This window comes from Pseudonocardia spirodelae (assembly GCF_037727765.1).
GTDB classification, from domain to species: Bacteria; Actinomycetota; Actinomycetes; order Mycobacteriales; family Pseudonocardiaceae; genus Pseudonocardia; species Pseudonocardia spirodelae.
The window spans coordinates 120,553-137,765 of record NZ_JBBJUP010000003.1 but is presented as its reverse complement, the minus strand read 5'-3'; the positions used below and the strand labels follow the sequence as shown (position 1 = coordinate 137,765).

15 protein-coding genes are annotated in these 17,213 nt (G+C 77.3%); 8 read left to right on the top strand and 7 right to left on the bottom strand.

Annotated elements, in window-relative coordinates:
* Window positions 1-26 precede the first annotated feature (26 nt).
* Entirely contained in the window at window positions 27-1,553 is a 1,527-nt protein-coding gene (locus WJX68_RS04725) for a serine/threonine-protein kinase (protein WP_340286349.1), read from the top strand.
* On the opposite strand, the gene WJX68_RS04720 is transcribed toward WJX68_RS04725, so the two are convergent.
* Genes WJX68_RS04720 through WJX68_RS04710 form a run of 3 tightly spaced genes read right to left on the bottom strand, consistent with a single transcriptional unit; the run spans window position 1,540 to window position 6,111 of the window.
* Window positions 1,540-2,475 (bottom strand): alpha/beta hydrolase, encoded by a 936-nt coding sequence (locus WJX68_RS04720; protein WP_340286348.1) that lies wholly within the window; start codon window positions 2,473-2,475, stop codon window positions 1,540-1,542. The genes WJX68_RS04725 and WJX68_RS04720 overlap by 14 nt on opposite strands.
* Entirely contained in the window at window positions 2,468-4,330 is a 1,863-nt protein-coding gene (locus WJX68_RS04715) for a S9 family peptidase (RefSeq protein ID WP_340286347.1), read from the bottom strand. Before WJX68_RS04715 ends, WJX68_RS04720 begins: the two co-directional genes overlap by 8 nt.
* A 2-nt stretch (window positions 4,331-4,332) precedes the next feature.
* Window positions 4,333-6,111 carry an N-acetylglutaminylglutamine amidotransferase gene (locus WJX68_RS04710; protein ID WP_340286346.1) on the bottom strand — a complete coding sequence of 593 codons (1,779 nt, stop codon included), beginning with the start codon at window positions 6,109-6,111 and terminating at the stop codon, window positions 4,333-4,335.
* Between the two features lie 165 nt (window positions 6,112-6,276).
* Here WJX68_RS04710 and xylA point away from each other — a divergent pair, with 165 nt between their 5' ends.
* Both xylA and WJX68_RS04700 read left to right on the top strand, forming a co-directional pair.
* Window positions 6,277-7,446, top strand: coding sequence for a xylose isomerase (gene xylA / locus WJX68_RS04705; protein ID WP_340286345.1), 1,170 nt, complete (start codon window positions 6,277-6,279; stop codon window positions 7,444-7,446).
* 4 nt (window positions 7,447-7,450) lie between these two features.
* Window positions 7,451-8,611 carry an ROK family protein gene (locus tag WJX68_RS04700; RefSeq protein WP_340286344.1) on the top strand — a complete coding sequence of 387 codons (1,161 nt, stop codon included), beginning with the start codon at window positions 7,451-7,453 and terminating at the stop codon, window positions 8,609-8,611.
* Between the two features lie 7 nt (window positions 8,612-8,618).
* On the opposite strand, the gene WJX68_RS04695 is transcribed toward WJX68_RS04700, so the two are convergent.
* Window positions 8,619-11,192: a glutamate--cysteine ligase gene (locus WJX68_RS04695; RefSeq protein WP_340286343.1), complete on the bottom strand. Its 2,574-nt coding sequence runs from the start codon at window positions 11,190-11,192 to the stop codon at window positions 8,619-8,621.
* 169 nt (window positions 11,193-11,361) lie between these two features.
* Between WJX68_RS04695 and WJX68_RS04690 the strand changes: the two genes are divergently transcribed.
* Window positions 11,362-12,810 carry an MFS transporter gene (locus tag WJX68_RS04690; protein ID WP_340286342.1) on the top strand — a complete coding sequence of 483 codons (1,449 nt, stop codon included), beginning with the start codon at window positions 11,362-11,364 and terminating at the stop codon, window positions 12,808-12,810.
* Between the two features lie 17 nt (window positions 12,811-12,827).
* On the opposite strand, the gene WJX68_RS04685 is transcribed toward WJX68_RS04690, so the two are convergent.
* Together WJX68_RS04685 and WJX68_RS04680 are read right to left on the bottom strand one after the other, a co-directional pair.
* Entirely contained in the window at window positions 12,828-13,559 is a 732-nt protein-coding gene (locus WJX68_RS04685; RefSeq protein WP_340286341.1) for an MBL fold metallo-hydrolase, read from the bottom strand.
* Between the two features lie 17 nt (window positions 13,560-13,576).
* Window positions 13,577-14,251: a DUF429 domain-containing protein gene (locus WJX68_RS04680; RefSeq protein ID WP_340286340.1), complete on the bottom strand. Its 675-nt coding sequence runs from the start codon at window positions 14,249-14,251 to the stop codon at window positions 13,577-13,579.
* Window positions 14,252-14,269: 18 nt separating this feature from the next.
* On the opposite strand from WJX68_RS04680, the gene WJX68_RS04675 reads away from it, so the two are divergent.
* Genes WJX68_RS04675 through WJX68_RS04660 form a run of 4 tightly spaced genes read left to right on the top strand, consistent with a single transcriptional unit; the run spans window position 14,270 to window position 16,549 of the window.
* On the top strand, window positions 14,270-14,740 hold the full coding sequence (locus tag WJX68_RS04675; protein ID WP_340286339.1) for a ribose-5-phosphate isomerase: 471 nt from the start codon (window positions 14,270-14,272) through the stop codon (window positions 14,738-14,740).
* 9 nt (window positions 14,741-14,749) lie between these two features.
* Window positions 14,750-15,565, top strand: coding sequence for an Fpg/Nei family DNA glycosylase (locus tag WJX68_RS04670; RefSeq protein WP_340286338.1), 816 nt, complete (start codon window positions 14,750-14,752; stop codon window positions 15,563-15,565).
* 48 nt (window positions 15,566-15,613) lie between these two features.
* Entirely contained in the window at window positions 15,614-16,354 is a 741-nt protein-coding gene (locus WJX68_RS04665) for an HAD-IIA family hydrolase (protein ID WP_422785658.1), read from the top strand.
* Window positions 16,355-16,399: 45 nt separating this feature from the next.
* Window positions 16,400-16,549: a hypothetical protein gene (locus WJX68_RS04660; protein ID WP_340286337.1), complete on the top strand. Its 150-nt coding sequence runs from the start codon at window positions 16,400-16,402 to the stop codon at window positions 16,547-16,549.
* A 7-nt stretch (window positions 16,550-16,556) separates the two neighbouring features.
* Here WJX68_RS04660 and WJX68_RS04655 read toward each other — a convergent pair whose 3' ends face one another.
* On the bottom strand, window positions 16,557-17,210 hold the full coding sequence (locus WJX68_RS04655) for an RraA family protein (RefSeq protein WP_340286336.1): 654 nt from the start codon (window positions 17,208-17,210) through the stop codon (window positions 16,557-16,559).
* Window positions 17,211-17,213: the final 3 nt, after the last annotated feature.

Here is a 17,213-nt window from a genome sequence, read left to right as displayed (position 1 = left end):
GCCCCGATTCCCTACCCTTGGACCTCATGAGTTCGCCCACCCCCGACGCCCACCGGATCGGGAACCGCTACCGTCTCGACGAGCGGATCGGTGCCGGTGCGATGGGTGCCGTGTGGCGCGGGACGGACGAGCTGCTCAACCGCACGGTCGCGGTGAAGGAGCTGCTCGCGGCGGCGCTGCCGTCCGCCGACCAGCTCGAGGAGTCCCGGCAGCGGATCCTGCGCGAGGGCCGCATCGGGGCTCGGCTGCAGCACGCGCACGTGATCAGCATGTTCGACGTCGTCGTGCACGACGACCGTCCGTGGCTGGTCATGGAGTACCTGCCGTCGCGCTCGCTGGCCGCGGTGCTCGCGGAGAAGGGCCCGATCCCCCCGCGGGAGGCCGCCGCGATCGGCCGCCAGGTCGCCGACGGGCTGGCCGCCGCGCACACCGCGGGCGTCGTGCACCGCGACATCAAGCCGGGCAACGTCCTGATCGCCGAGGACGGCCGGGCCAAGATCACCGACTTCGGCGTCTCCCGCGCCGTGGACGACGTGCAGCTCACCCGCACCGGCGTCATCGCGGGCACCCCGGCGTTCCTCGCCCCCGAGGTCGCGCGCGGCCAGGAGCCGACCGCCGCCTCGGACGTGTTCGCGCTCGGCGCGATGCTCTACGCCTCCGTCGAGGGCGAGCCGCCCTTCGGGCTCGACGACAACGCCTACGCGCTGCTGCACAAGGTCGCCACCGGCGCGATCACGCCGCCGTCGGAGGCCGGGCCGCTGACCGCGCTGCTCATGCGGCTGCTCGCGAACGAGCCCGCCGAGCGCCCCAGCGCCGCCCAGGCCCGCGACGCGCTCGCCCGGATCGCCGCCGGCCGGTCCGTCGCCGGCCTGGCGACCCCGGCGACGGCGACCGCGGTGATGGACGCCGGGGACGCGGCCGAGGTCGGCGCGGCGCAGGACGGCGGGACCGTCGTCGACGCACCGGCCGTGCCCGCGCCGCAGGTCATCCCCGGTGGCGGCGGGCGCAACGGCCGCCCCGCGGGCGGCGGGCGCGGGCGGCGCACCCCGGTCGTCCTCGGCGCGGTGGCGGTGCTGCTCGTCGTGGGCGGCGGCGTCGCGTTCGGGGTGCTGTCGAGCAACCAGCAGCAGGAGACCCCGCCCGCGGTGGCCGCACCGACGACCACGCAGGCCCCCGCGACCAGCACGGCGCCGACCACGTCGGCGGCCCCGACCACCACCCCCACCCCGAGCTCCGGGGCGGGTGAGGTGCAGGACCCGGTGGCGTTCGTGCAGAACTACTACCGGATGCTGCCCGGCGACATCGACGGCGCGTTCGCGATGCTCAGCCCGCAGGCCCAGGCCCAGTCCCGCGGGATCAGCGGCTACCGCGAGTTCTACGGCGGCATGCGCACCGTCTACGCGGAGAACCTGCGCAACGCCGGCCCGGACACCGTCACCGCGACGATCGTGTTCATGCGCACCGACGGGTCGACCAGCCGGGAGAACTACCGGTTCGTCGTCGGCACCGACGACGGCGGCCGCCAGATACTGCAGTCGTTCAGCCCGGCCTGAGCCCGGTCACGAAGAGCACCGTCGCGCCGGTGATCTGCCGCTGCGCGCTCGCCCGGTCCACACCGGGCACGCCGTCGCCGGCCTGCGGTCCGTAGTCGCCGAAGAAGGCGTGCACCCCGCCCTGGACGACGACGAACCGGCTGCCCGGCGGCAGCCGCGTCCAGGACTCGGCGATCGCGTCCGGTGTGGCCAGCCCGTCGTCCGAGCCCGACACCGACAGCGCCGTCACCGGTGCCCCCGACACGTCACCGGCCGGATAGGACGCCCACAGCACCAGGCCCCGCACCCCGGGTACGTCCAGCGCCTGCGCCGCGGCGACGCCGCCGAGGCTGTGCCCGCCGACCGCCCACGTCCGGACCTCGGGGGCCGATGCGACCGCGCGGGCCACGGCGCCCGGGTCGGCCAGGGCGAACCCCAGCGGCGGGGCGGTGACGACCACCCGCACGCCCCGCTCGGCCAGCGGCTGCAGCAGCGGCAGGTAGGCGCGCGGGTCCACCAGCGCGCCGGGGACGAACACGAACCCGGTCCCGGACGGCGACGCCGGGCGCAGCTCCCACGTCGTCGCCGTGTGCACCACCGCGACCGGGCCCGGCGCCGTCGTGTCCGCGGCGGCGACGGCCGTCGCGCCGGCCGGGTAGGGGCGCAGCCAGACCGCGGCCGCGACCAGCGCCACGAGCAGCAGCGCCGCGGCACAGCGGCCCGCGGTGCGCAGCCGGCCGCGCCGCGCCGGGCGGGCCGAGCGGACCGCGAGCACCAGCCCGGCCACGCCCAGGACCGCCAGCAGCACCGGCAGCGCCGGGTGCCCGGCGGCGAGCACCGCGCCGTCCACCACCGCGATCGCGCCCGCGACGACCGCGGCGACGACGCCGAGCAGCGCCCGCGCGGCCACCGACAGTCCCGGCCGGGGGACCCGGTCAGCCACGGCGCGCCACCCCGCTCACGAACCGCACGATCCGGCCGTTCGCCGCGGCCCGGGTGTGCCGGTCGCGCACCTCGTGCCCCTCGTCGGGGATGCGCAGCAGCTCCACCGGGGCGCCCCGCGCGGCCAGCGCGGCGTGGATCGCCAGCGCCTGCGACAGCGGGACGTTCGTGTCGTGCTCGCCGTGCACCACCAGCAGCGGCGCCTCGACCCGGTCGGCGGCGCGCAGCGGGGACAGCTCCTCGAGCAGGGCGCGGTCGCGCACCGGGTCGCCGTACTCGGTGACGGCGGGGCCGGCGATCCACGGCTCGGAGTCGGCGTAGAACGCGGTCAGGTCCGACATGCCGCACACGTCGACGCCCGCGGCGAACATCTCGGGGAAGCGGGTCAGCGCGGCCAGGGTGAGGAAGCCGCCGTAGGAGCGGCCGCCGACCACCACCCGGCGCGGGTCGACCTCGGGGACCCCGGCCAGCAGCCGCGTCGCGGCCCGGACGTCGGTGATCGAGGACGGGCGCAGCGGGCCGTCGTCGAGGCGGGCGAAGGCCCGCCCGCGCCCGGAGGACCCGCGCACGTTCGGCGTCAGGACGGTGACGCCCGCCGCGACCAGCGCGTGCAGCAACGGCGCCCAGCCGGGCCGCTCCTCGGACTCCGGGCCGCCGTGCAGCCACAGGAACCCCACCCCCGACGGCGACGCCGGCCGGTGCAGCCACCCGCCCAGGCGCAGCCCGTCCTCGGCGGGGAAGGTCACGGCCTCCGGGCGCGGCGGCCGCGGCGTCACCGGGGTGCCGCCGAGCAGCGGGGTCGCGGGCCTGCCGTCGAGCGGCATCCGCGCCACGAACGGCGCGGTGCCCGGCGAGTGGCCCGCGACCAGCAGCGACGCGCCGTCGCGGGCGAAGGACACCCCGGTGACGACGTCGCACGGCGCGGGCAGCCGCTGCGGGCGGCCGCCGCGCAGGTCGGCGATCTCCAGCTGGCTGCGCCCGCCGGAGTTCCACACCAGCGCCGCCCGCGGGCCGGCCGGGTCGAGGGCGACGAGCTCCAGGTCCGCACCCGGGCGCACGGCGACCGGGCGGGCCGGGGCGATCCGGCCCTCCCCGGCGGGGCCGAGCGCGACGGCGAGCAGCGCGGCGTGCTCCCGGTCGGCGTCGGTGTGCACCCACAGCGTGCCGGGGGAGGTGCCGAAGCGGGCGGCGGCGGTGAGCGCGCCGCCGGGCCCGCCGACGACCCGGTCCCGGGTGCCGCGGTGCAGGTCCACCAGCTCCAGGGCGCGCTCGCCGCGCCGCCCGGTGCGCAGCACGACGCGCCGGCCGTCGGCGGAGACGGCCTGCACGACCGCGGACTGCCCGGCGCCGAGGACGGTGGAGGAGCCGTCGCGGACGTCGACCAGGCAGGCGGTGCCGTCGCCCGGCGTGCCGGGGCCGCGCGCGCCGGACAGCACGGTGACGCCGAGCGCGCGCCCGCTCGGCGCCCACGCCCCGAGCACGACGGCCGTGGCGTGCGTCGCGATGCCGGTGGCGGGCCCGCCCGCCGGGTCGAGCAGCGCGACGCGGGTGCGGTCACCGCCGCACGGCGCGATCTCGACCGCGATCCGGCTCCCGTCCGGCGACCAGGACAGCGCGGTCACGTCGGCGTGCCGGCCGGGCGCGGGCAGCACCGTCGCGGAGTCCGGGTCGACCGGCCCGTCGGCGGGCAGGGCGGCGAGGTGCACCTGCGGCCGCCCGGTGCGGTCGGAGATCCAGGCGAGCCGGGTGCCGTCGGGGGAGACGGCGGGCGAGTGGTCCCCGGGGTCGGCGCCGTGCGTGTCGTGCGTGTCGTGGCCGGGGGCGGGCAGTGTCCGCTCGGCCCGTGCGCCGTCCACCCTCACATCCCCCGTTCCTGCAGCCACATCTCCAGCACCGCCACCTGCCACAACGCGTTCGCGCCGAGCGCGGTGCGGCCCGCGGACGGCGCCGCGAGCATCCGGTCGGCGACGCCGTGCCGGAGCAGGCCGCGCGCGCGGGCCCTCGGGTCGGTCACCGCGTCGCGGACCCGGTCGAGCAGCCCTCCGGAGAGGTGCCGCACGGCCGGTACGGGAAAGTACCCCTTGGGCCGGTCGATCACGGCGTCCGGGACCAGCCCGCGGGCCGCCGCCTTCAGCACGCCCTTGCCGCCGCCGGCCAGTGCGAGCCCGGGCGGGCAGGCCGCCATCGTCTCGACGAGCTCGTGGTCGAGGAACGGCACGCGCGCCTCCACGCCCCACGCCATCGTCATCGCGTCGACCCGCTTCACCGGGTCGTCGACCAGCATCACCCGGGTGTCCAGGCGCAGCGCCGCGTCCAGCGCGGTGTCCGCGCCGGGCGCGGCCATGTGCTCCGCGACCAGCGCCCGCGACGGGTCGCCCGCCGGGAGGTGGGCGGGCGAGAGCAGCGCGGTGAGGTCGTGGTGGGAGCGGTCGCAGAACACCCGGGCGTAGGCCGCGGCGGCGTCGGCGCGCGGCACGTCGCGCAGCGGCGGGTACCAGGAGTACCCGGCGAGCACCTCGTCGGCGCCCTGGCCGGTGAGCACCACCGGCACGTGCGCGGACACGTCCTCGGCGAGCAGGTGGAAGGCGACGCAGTCGTGGCTGGTCATCGGCTCGGGCATGGCCGCGACGCAGGCGTCGACGGCGGGCAGCAGCCGTGCGGCGTCGACGGTGATGCGGTGGTGGTCGGTGCCGAACTCGCGCGCGACCAGGTCGGAGAAGGCGAACTCGTCGCCGGACTCGCCGCCGGCGTCGGGGAAGCCGACGGAGAACGTGGCCGGCGCCGCGCCGAGCTCGGCGAGCAGGGCGACGACCATCGAGGAGTCCAGACCGCCCGAGAGCAGCACCCCGACCGGCACGTCGGCGACGGTGCGCCGGCGGACCGCGGTGCGCAGCCGCGCGCGCAGCAGCTCGGCCCACCCGCCGGCGTCGAGCCCGGCGAGCTCGGGACGCCGCGTCCAGGACGGTCGCCAGTAGACGGTGTCGGTGTGGCGCCCGTCCGGCTCGACGACGCGGACCGTCGCGGGCGGGAGCTTGTGCACCCCGGCGAGCACGGTCCGCGGCGGCGGCACGACGGCGTGGAAGGTGAAGTAGTGGTGCAGCGCCACCGGGTCCAGCGCGGTGTCCACCCCGCCCCCGGCCAGCAGCGCGGGCAGGGTCGAGGCGAACCGCAGCCGGTGCGCGTCGCGCGTCCAGTACAGCGGCTTGATCCCGAGCCGGTCGCGGACGAGCACGACCCGGCCGGTGTCGCGCTCGTGCACGGCGAAGGCGAACATGCCGGTCAGGCGGTGCACCGCGGCCGTCCCCCACCGGTGGTAGGCCTTGAGCACCACCTCGCTGTCGGAGGTGGAGAAGAACCGGTAGCCCAGCCCGGTCAGCTCGGCGCGCAGCGCGCGGTGGTCGTACAGACATCCGTTGTAGACGAGCGTCAGACCGAGCTCGGGGTCGCTCATCGGCTGCGCGGCGCGCTCGGACAGGTCGATGACCCGCAGCCGCCGGTGGCCCAGCCCGACCGCGCCGGCGACGTGCAGGCCGTGCCCGTCGGGGCCGCGCGAGTGCTGGGCGTCGGTCATCGCGGCGAGGGCGGCGGCGTCGACCCCACGGCCGTCGAACCGGATCTCGCCCGCGATGCCGCACATGGATCCACCTCACGTGGACGCGGGCCCGCCCGCAAGACCCGGGGCGTTTCCGCGAGGTGACATGCGACGGGCGCCCGCGCGGATTCATTCGTTCGGAAGACGAACAAACTACCTCCCGTCGGGCAGGGTCGGACAGGTCCGTCCGACCCGACAGGAGTGCGCCCGATGACCGTGCCCGCCCCCACCCCCGCCGACCGGTTCTCCTTCGGGCTGTGGACGGTCGGCTGGACCGCCGCCGACCCGTTCGGCGCCCCCACCCGCGAGCCGCTCGACGTCGTCGAGGCCGTCGAGGAGCTCGCCGCGCGCGGCGCGTGGGGCCTGACCTTCCACGACGACGACCTGTTCGGCTTCGACCCCGACCCGGCCCACCGCGACCGGCAGGTCGCGCGCCTGCGGGCGGTGTGCGACGCGACCGGCACGACCGTCCCGATGGTCACCACGAACCTGTTCTCGCACCCGGTGTTCAAGGACGGCGGGTTCACCTCCAACGACCGCACCGTGCGGCGCCTCGCGCTGCGCAAGGTGCTGCGCAACATCGAGCTGGCCGCCGAGCTCGGTGCCCGCACGTTCGTGCTGTGGGGCGGGCGCGAGGGCTCGGAGTACGACTCCGCCAAGGACGTCCGCGCCGCGCTGGACCGCTACCGCGAGGCGATGGACCTGCTCTGCGCGCACGTCCTGGAACAGGGCCACGACCTGCGGTTCGCCATCGAGCCCAAGCCGAACGAGCCCCGCGGCGACATCCTGCTGCCCACCGTCGGGCACGCGCTGGCCTTCGTCGAGCGGCTCGCGCACCCGGAGCTGGTCGGGGTGAACCCCGAGGTCGGCCACGAGCAGATGGCCGGGCTGAACGTGGCGCACGGCGTCGCGCAGGCCCTGTGGGCGGGCAAGCTGTTCCACATCGACCTCAACGGCCAGCGCGGCGTCAAGTACGACCAGGACCTGGTGTTCGGCCACGGCGACCTGCTCAACGCCCTCGCGCTGGTCGACCTGCTCGAGACCGCCGGGTACGACGGTCCCCGCCACTTCGACTACAAGCCCTCGCGCACCGAGGACCGGCGCGGGGTGTGGGACAGCGCCGCGGCGAACATGCGCACCTACCTGCTGCTGCGCGAGCGGGCCGCCGCGTTCCGGGCCGACCCCGAGGTCGTCGCCGTGCTGGCCGAGGCGGGGGTGCCCGCGCTCGCCGAGCCGACCCTGTCGCCCGGTGAGACGGCCGCCTCCCTGCTCGCCGACCCCGCGCTCGACGCCGTCGACCCGGACGCGCTCGGGCGCCGCGGGCTCGGCTACGTCCGGCTGCACCAGCTCGCCCTGGAGCACCTCACCGGGGCACGATGACGCGGTGGCCCCCCGTCCGCCGGTGACGCCGGCGCGCGCCCCGGAGGTGCGCCGGCACAACCTCGCCCTGCTGCTCGGCGCGCTGCGCGACGGGCCGTCGTCGCGGGCGGCGCTGTCCGCGTCGACCGGGCTGACCCGCGGGACCGTGGCGGGGCTGCTCGACCCGCTCGTCGCGGCCGGGGTGCTCGCCGAGGGCGAGCCGGACCGCGGCGGGGTGGGCCGGCCGGGCACCCCGCTGGGGTTCGCCGGGAGCGGGCCGGTCGTCGTCGCCGTCTCGGTCGAGGTGGACGGGCTGGCCGCGCTGGTGACCGGCCTCGACGGCCGCGTGGTGCGCCGCGCGCGGCACCGGCGCGTGCACCGCGACCGGGACCCGGCCGAGGTGTTCGGCCGGGCGGCTCGTACCGCACGGTCGCTGGCCGCGGGCACCGGCCGCCCGCTCGCCGGGGCGGGGATCGCCGTCCCCGGCCCGGTGCGCGGTTCCGACGCCGGCGCGGTGCTGCTGCAGGCGCCGAACCTGCCCCGCCTCGACGGCTGCCGCCCCGCCGAGCACGCGGCCGCCCTCGCGGACGTGCCGCTGCTGGTCGGCAACGAGGCCTCGCTCGGCGCGCTCGCGCACCTCGGGCAGGCCGAGGACTTCGTCTACGTCTCCGCCGACGTCGGGATCGGCGGCGGGATCGTCGTGGACGGGCGGGTGCTGCCCGGCGCGCGCGGCGTCGCCGGGGAGGTCGGGCACGTCGTCATCGAGCGCGACGGGCGGCCCTGCGGCTGCGGCGGCACCGGCTGCGTCGAGGCCTACGCCGGGCTCACCGCGCTGCTCGCCGACGCCGGGCTGCCCGACGTCGCCGCCCTGCGGGCCGCGGCCCTGGCCGGGGACACCGCCGCGACCGGCGCGCTGGCCAGGGCCGGGTCCGCGCTCGGGACCGCGCTGGCCTCGGTCGTGCACGTCGTCGACGTCGGCACCGTCGTGCTCGGCGGCGGCTACGCCGGGCTGGGCACCTGGCTGGTCCCCGCGGTGCACGCCGAGATGGACCGGCGCGGGCTCACGGCCGGCGCGCGGCGCAGCGTGCTGGTGTCCCCGCACGGCCGGGCGGCCACCGTCACCGGGACCGCCCGCGCCGTCGCCGACCGGGCGCTCGCCGAGCCGGACCTGCTGCTCGCCGGCTGAGCCCCGCTCAGGCCAGCACCCAGGTGTCCTTCGCGCCGCCGCCCCGCGAGGAGTTCACGATCATCCCGCCGGGCGGGGCGACCCGCGACAGCGCCGAGGGCAGCACGTCGACCTCGGGTGCCGGGCCGTGGCCGGGGGACTGCACCGCGAAGACGCGCAGGTCCACGGCCTGGGGCTGCAGCGCGCCGTCGGTGAACGTGGGGTGGGTGGAGATCCCGACGAGGTCCTGCGCGACCCACGCCGCGGGCCGGTCGCGGACCTCCGCGGCGAGGCGGTCGAGCTCGGCGGGCGCGGCGTGCGGGCCGATGACGATGCCCGCGCCGCCGTACCCGTCGACCGGTTTGAGCACGAGCTCGCCCAGGCGGTCCAGCACCTGCTCGCGGGCCGCCGGGTCGACGCAGGGCAGCGTCGGCACCGACGCGAGCAGCGGCTTCTCGTCCAGGTAGTAGCGGATCATCTCGGGCACGTAGGCGTAGACGAGCTTGTCGTCGGCGACGCCGTTGCCGGGCGCGTTGCGCAGCGCGACCCGCCCGCGGGCCATCGCCGCCCACAGCGCCCGTCCCAGCGGGCGGTGGTCGGCACCCCGGGCGGTGGCGAGCTCGTGCTCGTCCATCCGCCGGTAGAGCGTGGTGATCCGGCGCCGGCGCCCGCCCCCGACCAGGAACAGCGCGCCGTCGGTGACCTGCAGCCGGGCCGGGGTCACCAGCGGCACCTCCATGGCCTCGGCCAGCAGCCGGTGCTCGAAGTACGCCGGGTCGGCCTCGCCCGCCGACAGCAGCGCGGCCTCCCCGTCGGGGCCGTCCGGGTCCCCGGCGGCCAGCGCGGCCCGCAGCCGCTCGGGCACGTCGTCGAGGTTGTGCACCTCCGCGGGCGACTCCAGGTCGGGCAGCACGCTGCGGATCAGCCGCCGGCTCATCATCGAGAACCCGATCCCCGACGGCACCCGCAGGTTGTCCTCCAGCACGACCCAGCCGTCACCCGCGTCGCGGACCAGGTCGATGCCGCCGACGGCGATGCGGACCGCGTCGGGCGGGACGAGCGCGCCGGAGCGGGTGCGGCCCGGGGCCCGGTCGACGACCGGCGCGGGCACGACGCGGTCGCGCACGATCTCGCGGCGGCCGTAGACGTCGCGGACGAAGCACTCCAGCGCCCGGATCCGCTGCGCCAGCCCGGCGGAGAGGTGGGCCCAGTCGTGCGCCTCGATGATCCGCGGGACCAGGTCCAGCGGGAACAGGCGCTCGCCGTCCGGTCCGGGCTCGACGCCGGGCACCGGGAAGGTGACCCCGCGGGCACGCTGCTCGGTGCGCAGCGCGTTCTGCGCGGCGGCCAGGCCGCGCGGCCCGAGCCGGTCCAGCGAGCGGAACAGCCAGCCGTAGGCGGGCCGGACGGAGCCGTCGTCGCCGACGGCCTCGTCGTAGCGGGGCGGGGCGTAGCCGCGCAGCAGCTCCGGCGCGACCGGCACCGTCAGCGGCGGGGTGGTCGCGGGCTCCTCGCCCTGGGTGCGGGCCAGCAGGTCGTCGACGACGTCGGTCAGCTGCCCGCGGCGCCCGAACGCGCGCCGCTGGGCCGCCGCGCCGGACCCGCGGGCCAGCACGGCCTCGGTGAGCTCGGCGACCTGCTCGTGGTCCCCGACCTCCTCCAGCCACGGGCGCAGGTCCTCGACCAGGGCGCGCAGCTGCACCGCGGGCGGCGCCAGCGTCGGCGCGCCGCCGACGTCGACGAGGTCGCCCTCCAGCCCGGAGCGCGCGGCCCGCCACCCGGCGGCGCGCAGCAGCTCGTGCCGGGCCCGCGGCAGCGGGCGTCCCGCCTCGGTGTCGGCGCGGGCCCGCCCGACCAGTGCCCGGAACAGGCCCGCGACGAGCACGACGTCGTCGACCTCGGGGCAGGCGTCGCACACCCGCAGCTCGACGGTCGGCAGGTGCGCGCTGGGCCGGACGTCGAAGTAGAGCATCCCGGCGTCGCTGATGGTCCCGGACGCGATCAGCTCCTCGACCATCGCGTCGTACTCGGCGGCCGTCGTGACGGCGCCGGGCGGGCCCGCGGTGGGCCAGCGCTGCCAGATCATGCTGCGGTAGCTGGCGTAGCCGGTGTCGTGCCCGCGCCAGTACGGCGAGCTGGCGGTGATCGCGAGCAGCGTCGGCAGCGCGGGGGCGACCCGGCGCGCGACCTGCACGGCGGTGTCCCGGTCGGGGACGTCGACGTGCACCTGCACCCCGCAGATGTGCTGTTCGCGCACCAGCATCTGGTACTCGTGCTGCATCCGCTCGTAGCGGGCGCCCGCGGAGACGTCGTCGCCGGTCAGGTCGACCAGCGGCACCGTCCCGGACGCGACGACGCCGAGCCCCAGCGGCTGCGCGGCCTCGCGGAGCCGGGCACGCAGCCGTCGCACGTGGGTGCGGAGCTCGTCGAGCGACGCGGTCGCCGGTGAGTTGGTCTCGACCAGCGAGCGCTGCAGCTCGGGGAAGAACTCCTCACCGTCCAGGTGCTCCAGCAGCCGTTCCGCGTCCGGCGCGGCCCGGCGGTCGGCCAGGCCGACCACGTGGAACTCCTCCTCGACACCCACCAGCGGCACGTCCCCCACGCGCGGTGACGCTAGGTGCCCGCTGTTACGCCCACGTGTCGCGCAGCGCCCGCCTGCCGAGCCCACACCCGTCGCTGCGCCGTACGGCGGCATCCCTGCGTCTGTCCGGACCGGTTCCCACCTGGTGTTCCCGCTACGGTCTCCCGACCCTCGACCCCGGGAGCCGCCCATGTCCGCCGGCCGCCGGGCGCGGGCCCTGGTCGCGCTCGTCCAGGTGCTCGGGCTCGCTGTGTGGTTCTCCGCGTCCGCGGTGCAGCCGGAGCTGCGCGCCCGGTGGGGTCTCGGCACGGCCACCGGGGTGTGGCTCACGACGTCGGTGCAGCTCGGCTTCGCCGCCGGCGCGGTCGTGTCGGCGGTGCTGACCCTCGCCGACCGGGTCGCGCCGCACCGCCTGCTCGCGGGCGGGGCCGCCGCCGCGGCGGCCTGCACGCTGGCACTGGCCGCGGTGGCCGACGGCCCGGTCGCGGCGCTGGTGCTGCGCACCCTGACCGGGGTGTTCCTGGCGCTGGTCTACCCGGTCGGCATGAAGATCATGACGTCGTGGTCGGACGGGTCGCGCCGCGCGCGCGACCTCGGCGTGCTGGTCGGCGCGCTGACCGTCGGCTCGGCGCTGCCGCACCTGATCGGGGGCCTGCCGGGGCTGCCGTGGCGCGGCGTGCTGGCCGGGGCCGCGCTGTGCGGCGCCGTCGCCGCGGCACTGGCGTGGTGGTGCGTGCGACCCGGCCCGGCCCTCGCGCCCGCCCCGCCGCCGGACACCGGCTACGCGCTGCGGCTGCTGCGCGAGCCCGGGCCCCGGCTGGTCGTGCTGGGCTACCTCGGGCACATGTGGGAGCTGTACGCGCTGTGGACCTGGCTCGGCGCCGCGCTCGCCGGCGGCGACCCCGGCCCGGCGGAGCACCTCACGGTGTTCGTCGCGGCCGGGCTCGGCGGCGCGGCGGGCTGCGTGCTCGGCGGCCGGGCCGCCGACCGCGTCGGCCGCGTCCCGGTCGTCGCCGCGGCACTGGCGCTGAGCGGTCTGTGCTGCGCGGTGTCGCCGCTGCTGCTGGGCGCGGCCCCGGCGGTGACGACGGCGTTCTGCGCGCTCTGGGGCGCGGCCGCGGTCGCCGACTCCGCGGTCCTGACGACGGCGACCATCGAGATCGCCGACCCGCGCTACACCGGGACCGCCCTGACCGTGCAGACGGCGCTGGGCTTCCTGCTCACCGTCGCCGCGATCGCGACGGTCCCGCTCGTCGCGGACCTGGCCGGGTGGCGGGGCGCCCTGGTCGTGCTGGCGGCCGGGCCGGCACTGGGCCTGCCCGCGGTCCTCGCGCTGCGCCGCCACCTGCCCGCTCCCGCGGTGGCCGCGGCCGTCGCGGCCGGTCGGGGGCCCGGACCGGTGGACCCGCCGACGGTCGAGCTGCGGCGGGCCGCGCCGGACGACGCCCGGACCGCCCCGCTCGCGCTCCCGGCCCGCGACGGCGCGCCCACCGTGGAGCTCTACCGGCTGCGCCGGGCGGCGCGGCCCGGCCCGGACCCGTCCGGCTTCGCCGACCGCGTCGCCCGCGCGCTGCCCGCACGGGCGCCCGGTGCCCCGGCCCGCCCGGCGTACGGACCGACCGACCGGCCGGCCCGGTGAGGGGCCGCGCGGGCGGGTCAGGGCCGGTCCCGCCCGGCGCCGCCGGCCGCGCGCGCCAGCTCCGCGTGCTGGTCCGCCGCCTGCCCGGCCGTCATCGGGTCGCCGTGCCCGGGCACGAGCACCCGCGGTCCGGTGCCGAGCAGCAGCGCGACCGCGTCCGGCCAGCGCCGCGGCCAGGCGTCCGGGCCCGCCGAGGGCGGCGCACCGTTCTCCAGCAGGTCCCCGGCGAACAGGACGCCGGCGTCGGGCACCCGCACGGCGAGGTCGTGGCCGGTGTGCCCGGGGCCGGGGTGGACGAGCTCGACGGTGCGCCCGCCCAGGTCGAGCACGTGCCGGTCGCCCGGGCGGGGGCAGACCGGGCGGTCGGGGAGCACCGGGGTGGTCGCGGCGAGCGCGGCGGCGGTGGCGGTCGTGCCGGCGTCGCGGTAGTGCCGCACCCAGTACGCGCGCTGCGCCGCCGTCGTCGCGAGCAGGGCGCCCGCGCAGCCGGCCTGGGCGTACACCGGCGCGCCGGGGAACGCCGCCGTCCCGAAGCAGTGGTCGAAGTGGGCGTGGGTGAGCACGACCGTCACCGGCAGGTCCGTCACCGCGCGCACGGCCGCCGCGAGCTCGGCGCCCTGCACCTCGTCGCCGCGGGTGTCGACGACCAGCGCCCGCGTGCAGCCCAGGACCAGCCCGGTGGTCAGGTCCAGCTCGTCGTGCCGGCGGGCCAGCACCCCGTCGGCGAGCCCGGTCCAGCGTCCGTCCACGACGACCAGGGTGCCGGTCAGACCGCGATCGCGGTCGACCGGCCGAGCCGGTCGGTCCCGGGGCCCAGCAGCTCGGCGGTGCCGCGGGCCACCCGCTCCGCGGTCCAGGCGCACGCGGCGGCGTCCAGGACGTCGTCGAGGCGGGCCGCGGCGGGCAGGTCGCCGAGCAGCCCGTCGACCGCGACCCAGCCCGACAGCGCCGCGACCCGCTGCCCGGCCCCGCGCGCGGTCTTCTTCGACGCGAACGCGACGCCGGGCGCCATCGTGCGGAAGGTCAGCTCCGGGTGCGCCTCGACCACCGACGCCGGCAGCGCCACCCGCTGGAACTCGGCGATCTTCGGCACGATGTACCAGGTCTGCAGGCTGATCCTCCTCCCGGTGACGGCCTGCGCGGCGGCGCAGGCCTCGGCGTAGGACCCGGCGCCGAGCACGGCCGCGGGCGGGGTCGGGAACAGCGACGACCGGGCCCGGCCGAGGCGCGCGGCGGCGAGCCGCTCGGCCTCGCGCCGGTCCGCACCGGCCGGGACCGACAGCGGGACGTCGACCCCGACGGCGTCGCACCCGGCGGTCGCGACCAGCACCGCGGCCGCGTCGGGCACCACGGTCCAGCTCACCTCGCGTGCCCGTCCGGTGCCGGAGAGCACGCACACCACCCAGCCACCCGGGACCCCGTCCACGCCGCTGATCCGCATGGGGGAGGATCGTGCCCCGTGCGCGTCTACCTGGGCAGTGACCACGCCGGTTTCGAGGTCAAGGGCAAGCTCGTCGAGTACCTGACCGAGCAGGGTGTCGAGGCGGTCGACGTCGGGGCTCCGACCTACGACGCCCTCGACGACTACCCCGCCTGGTGCATCGAGACGGCGCGGCGCGTCGTCGCCGACCCGGACTCGCTGGGCATCGTGCTGGGCGGATCCGGCAACGGCGAGCAGATCGCCGCGAACAAGGTGGCCGGCATCCGCGCCGCGCTGGCGTGGAACGAGGCCACCGCGAAGCTTGCCCGCGAGCACAACGACGCCCAGGTCATCGGCGTCGGCGCGCGGCAGCACTCGTTCACCGAGGTCGTCGCGATCGTCGACGCCTTCCTGGCCACCCCGTTCTCCGGCGACGAGCGCCACCAGCGGCGCATCGACCAGATGCTGGACTACGAGCGGACCGGCGAGATCGAGCTGCCGAAGCAGTGACGGCCTGACATGCCCGAGGGGCACACGCTGCACCGGCTGGCGCGGCTGCACCAGAAGCTGTTCGCCCGCCGGCCGGTCGGCGTGTCCAGCCCGCAGGGCCGCTTCGCCGAGTCCGCGGCGCTGCTCGACGGCGCGGTGCTCACCCGGGCCGAGGCCCACGGCAAGCACCTGTTCCACCGCTACGGCCGCGACCGCGTCGTGCACGTCCACCTGGGGCTGTACGGCACGTTCGTCGAGCACCCGCTGCCGGCCCCGGAGCCGGTCGGGCAGCTGCGGATGCGGCTGGTCGGCGAGACCCACTACGCCGACCTGCGCGGCCCGACGGCGTGCGAGCTCATCACCCCGGCCGAGGCCCGCGCGCTGCGGGCCCGGCTCGGGGAGGACCCGCTGCGCCCCGACGCCGAGCCGGAGCGGGTGTGGGAGCGGGTGTCGCGCTCGCGCAGCCCGCTGGCGACGCTGCTGATGGACCAGAAGGTGCTGGCCGGGGTCGGGAACGTGTACCGCGCGGAGCTGCTGTTCCGCCACGGTCTCGACCCGCAGCTGCCGGGCCGCGAGCTCGACCGCGCCACCTGGGACGCGATGTGGGCCGACCTCGTCGTCCTCATGCGCGACGGCGTGCGGCGCAACCGGATCGACACCGTCGCGCCCGAGCACGACCCGCGCCGGCGCGGGCAGGCCGCACGCCGTGACCGGCACGGCGGCGAGGTCTACGTCTACCGGCGCGCCGGCCTGCCCTGCCTGGTCTGCGGCACCGGGGTGCGCCACCGCGAGCACGCGGCGCGCAACCTGTTCTGGTGCCCGGCCTGCCAACCGTCGCGGGGATAGGGTCGCGGCGTGGTGGATCAGAAGCCGATCGCGTGCTGGATGACCGACATGGACGGCGTCCTCGTCCGGGAGGGCAGCATCGTCCCGGGCGCGGACGCGCTGCTCTCGCGCCTGCGGGAGAAGGGCATCCCGTTCCTGGTGCTGACCAACAACAGCATCCACACCCCGCGCGACCTGCGCCACCGCCTGCAGGCGACCGGGCTGGACGTGCCGGAGGAGGCCATCTGGACCTCCGCGCTGGCGACGGCGGCGTTCCTGGGCGAGCAGCGGCCGCAGGGCAGCGCCTACGTCATCGGCGAGGCCGGGCTGACGACCGCGCTGCACGACATCGGCTACGTCATCACCGACCGCAACCCCGACTACGTCGTGCTCGGCGAGACCCGCACCTACAGCTTCTCCTCGATCGCGACGGCGATGCGCCTGGTCGAGCAGGGTGCGCGGTTCGTCGCGACCAACCCCGACGCCACCGGCCCGTCGCCGGAGGGGATCCTGCCCGCCACCGGCTCGGTCGCGGCGATGATCTCGAAGGCCACCGGGGTGGAGCCCTACTTCGTCGGCAAGCCGAACCCGCTGATGATGCGGGCCGCGCTCAACCGGCTCGGGGCGCACTCGGAGTCCACGGTGATGATCGGCGACCGGATGGACACCGACATCCTCGCCGGGCTCGAGGCCGGCATGCGCACCGTCCTCGTGCTCTCCGGCATCACCAAGGAGCACGAGATCGACCGGTTCCCGTTCCGCCCCACCCGGGTGGTCTCCTCGGTCGCGGACCTCGTCGACGACGTCTGACCTGCGGGGTTGCGAACTACACGGTTGTGGTTCACCCTCGATTACATGGACGGAGAACTGGTGTCCTGGCAGCGGTGCGCCGGCTGCGGCGCGCAGGCCGAGCTCCCCGGGGACGAGACCGCGGGCGTCGCGGTGCCGTGCCCGGACTGCGCCGGCGCGATGGCCGAGGAGTTCAGCTGGGAGTCCGCGGCCTGAGCGCCGTTTAGACCTTGAAGCCGAGCGCGCTGGGCTCGCCCCGGCGCAGCGCGGCGACGTGCTCGGCCACCGTGGTCAGCGAGTGCAGGTCGTGGCCGTTGCGCATGGCCGAGACCAGCGCCCGCTCGGCGGCCTCGATGCCCTCGGCGGTGTCGACGATCCCGGCGAGCCGGTCCGGCGGGGCGATGAGCAGGCCGTCGTCGTCGCCGCAGACGAGGTCGCCCGGGCTCACGACCAGCCCGCCGAAGGACACCGGCTCGTCCACGGTCCCCGGGTCGCGGGTGCTGCCCGACGCCGGGCAGGTGCCGCGGGCGAAGACCGGCAGCCCGATGGCGCGCAGCCCGCGCACGTCGCGGACCAGCCCGTCGACGACGATCCCGGCCAGACCGCGCCGGTGCGCCTCGGTCGCGAACAGCTCACCGGACACCGCGCGGTGACCCCCGGCCCCCGCGACGACGAGCACCGACCCCGGCCCGGCCGCGGCCAGCGCCGCGAACATCGGCAGGTGGTCGTCCACGCAGGACACCGTGACCGCTGGGCCGGCCATCGACACGTCCGGGACCAGTGCCCGGATCCGCGGGTCGACGACGGGCAGCGACTTGTCGGCGTCGCAGAGGGAGGACACCTGCAGGTCCCGCAGGCGGGCCAGGAGCTCGGTCATGGG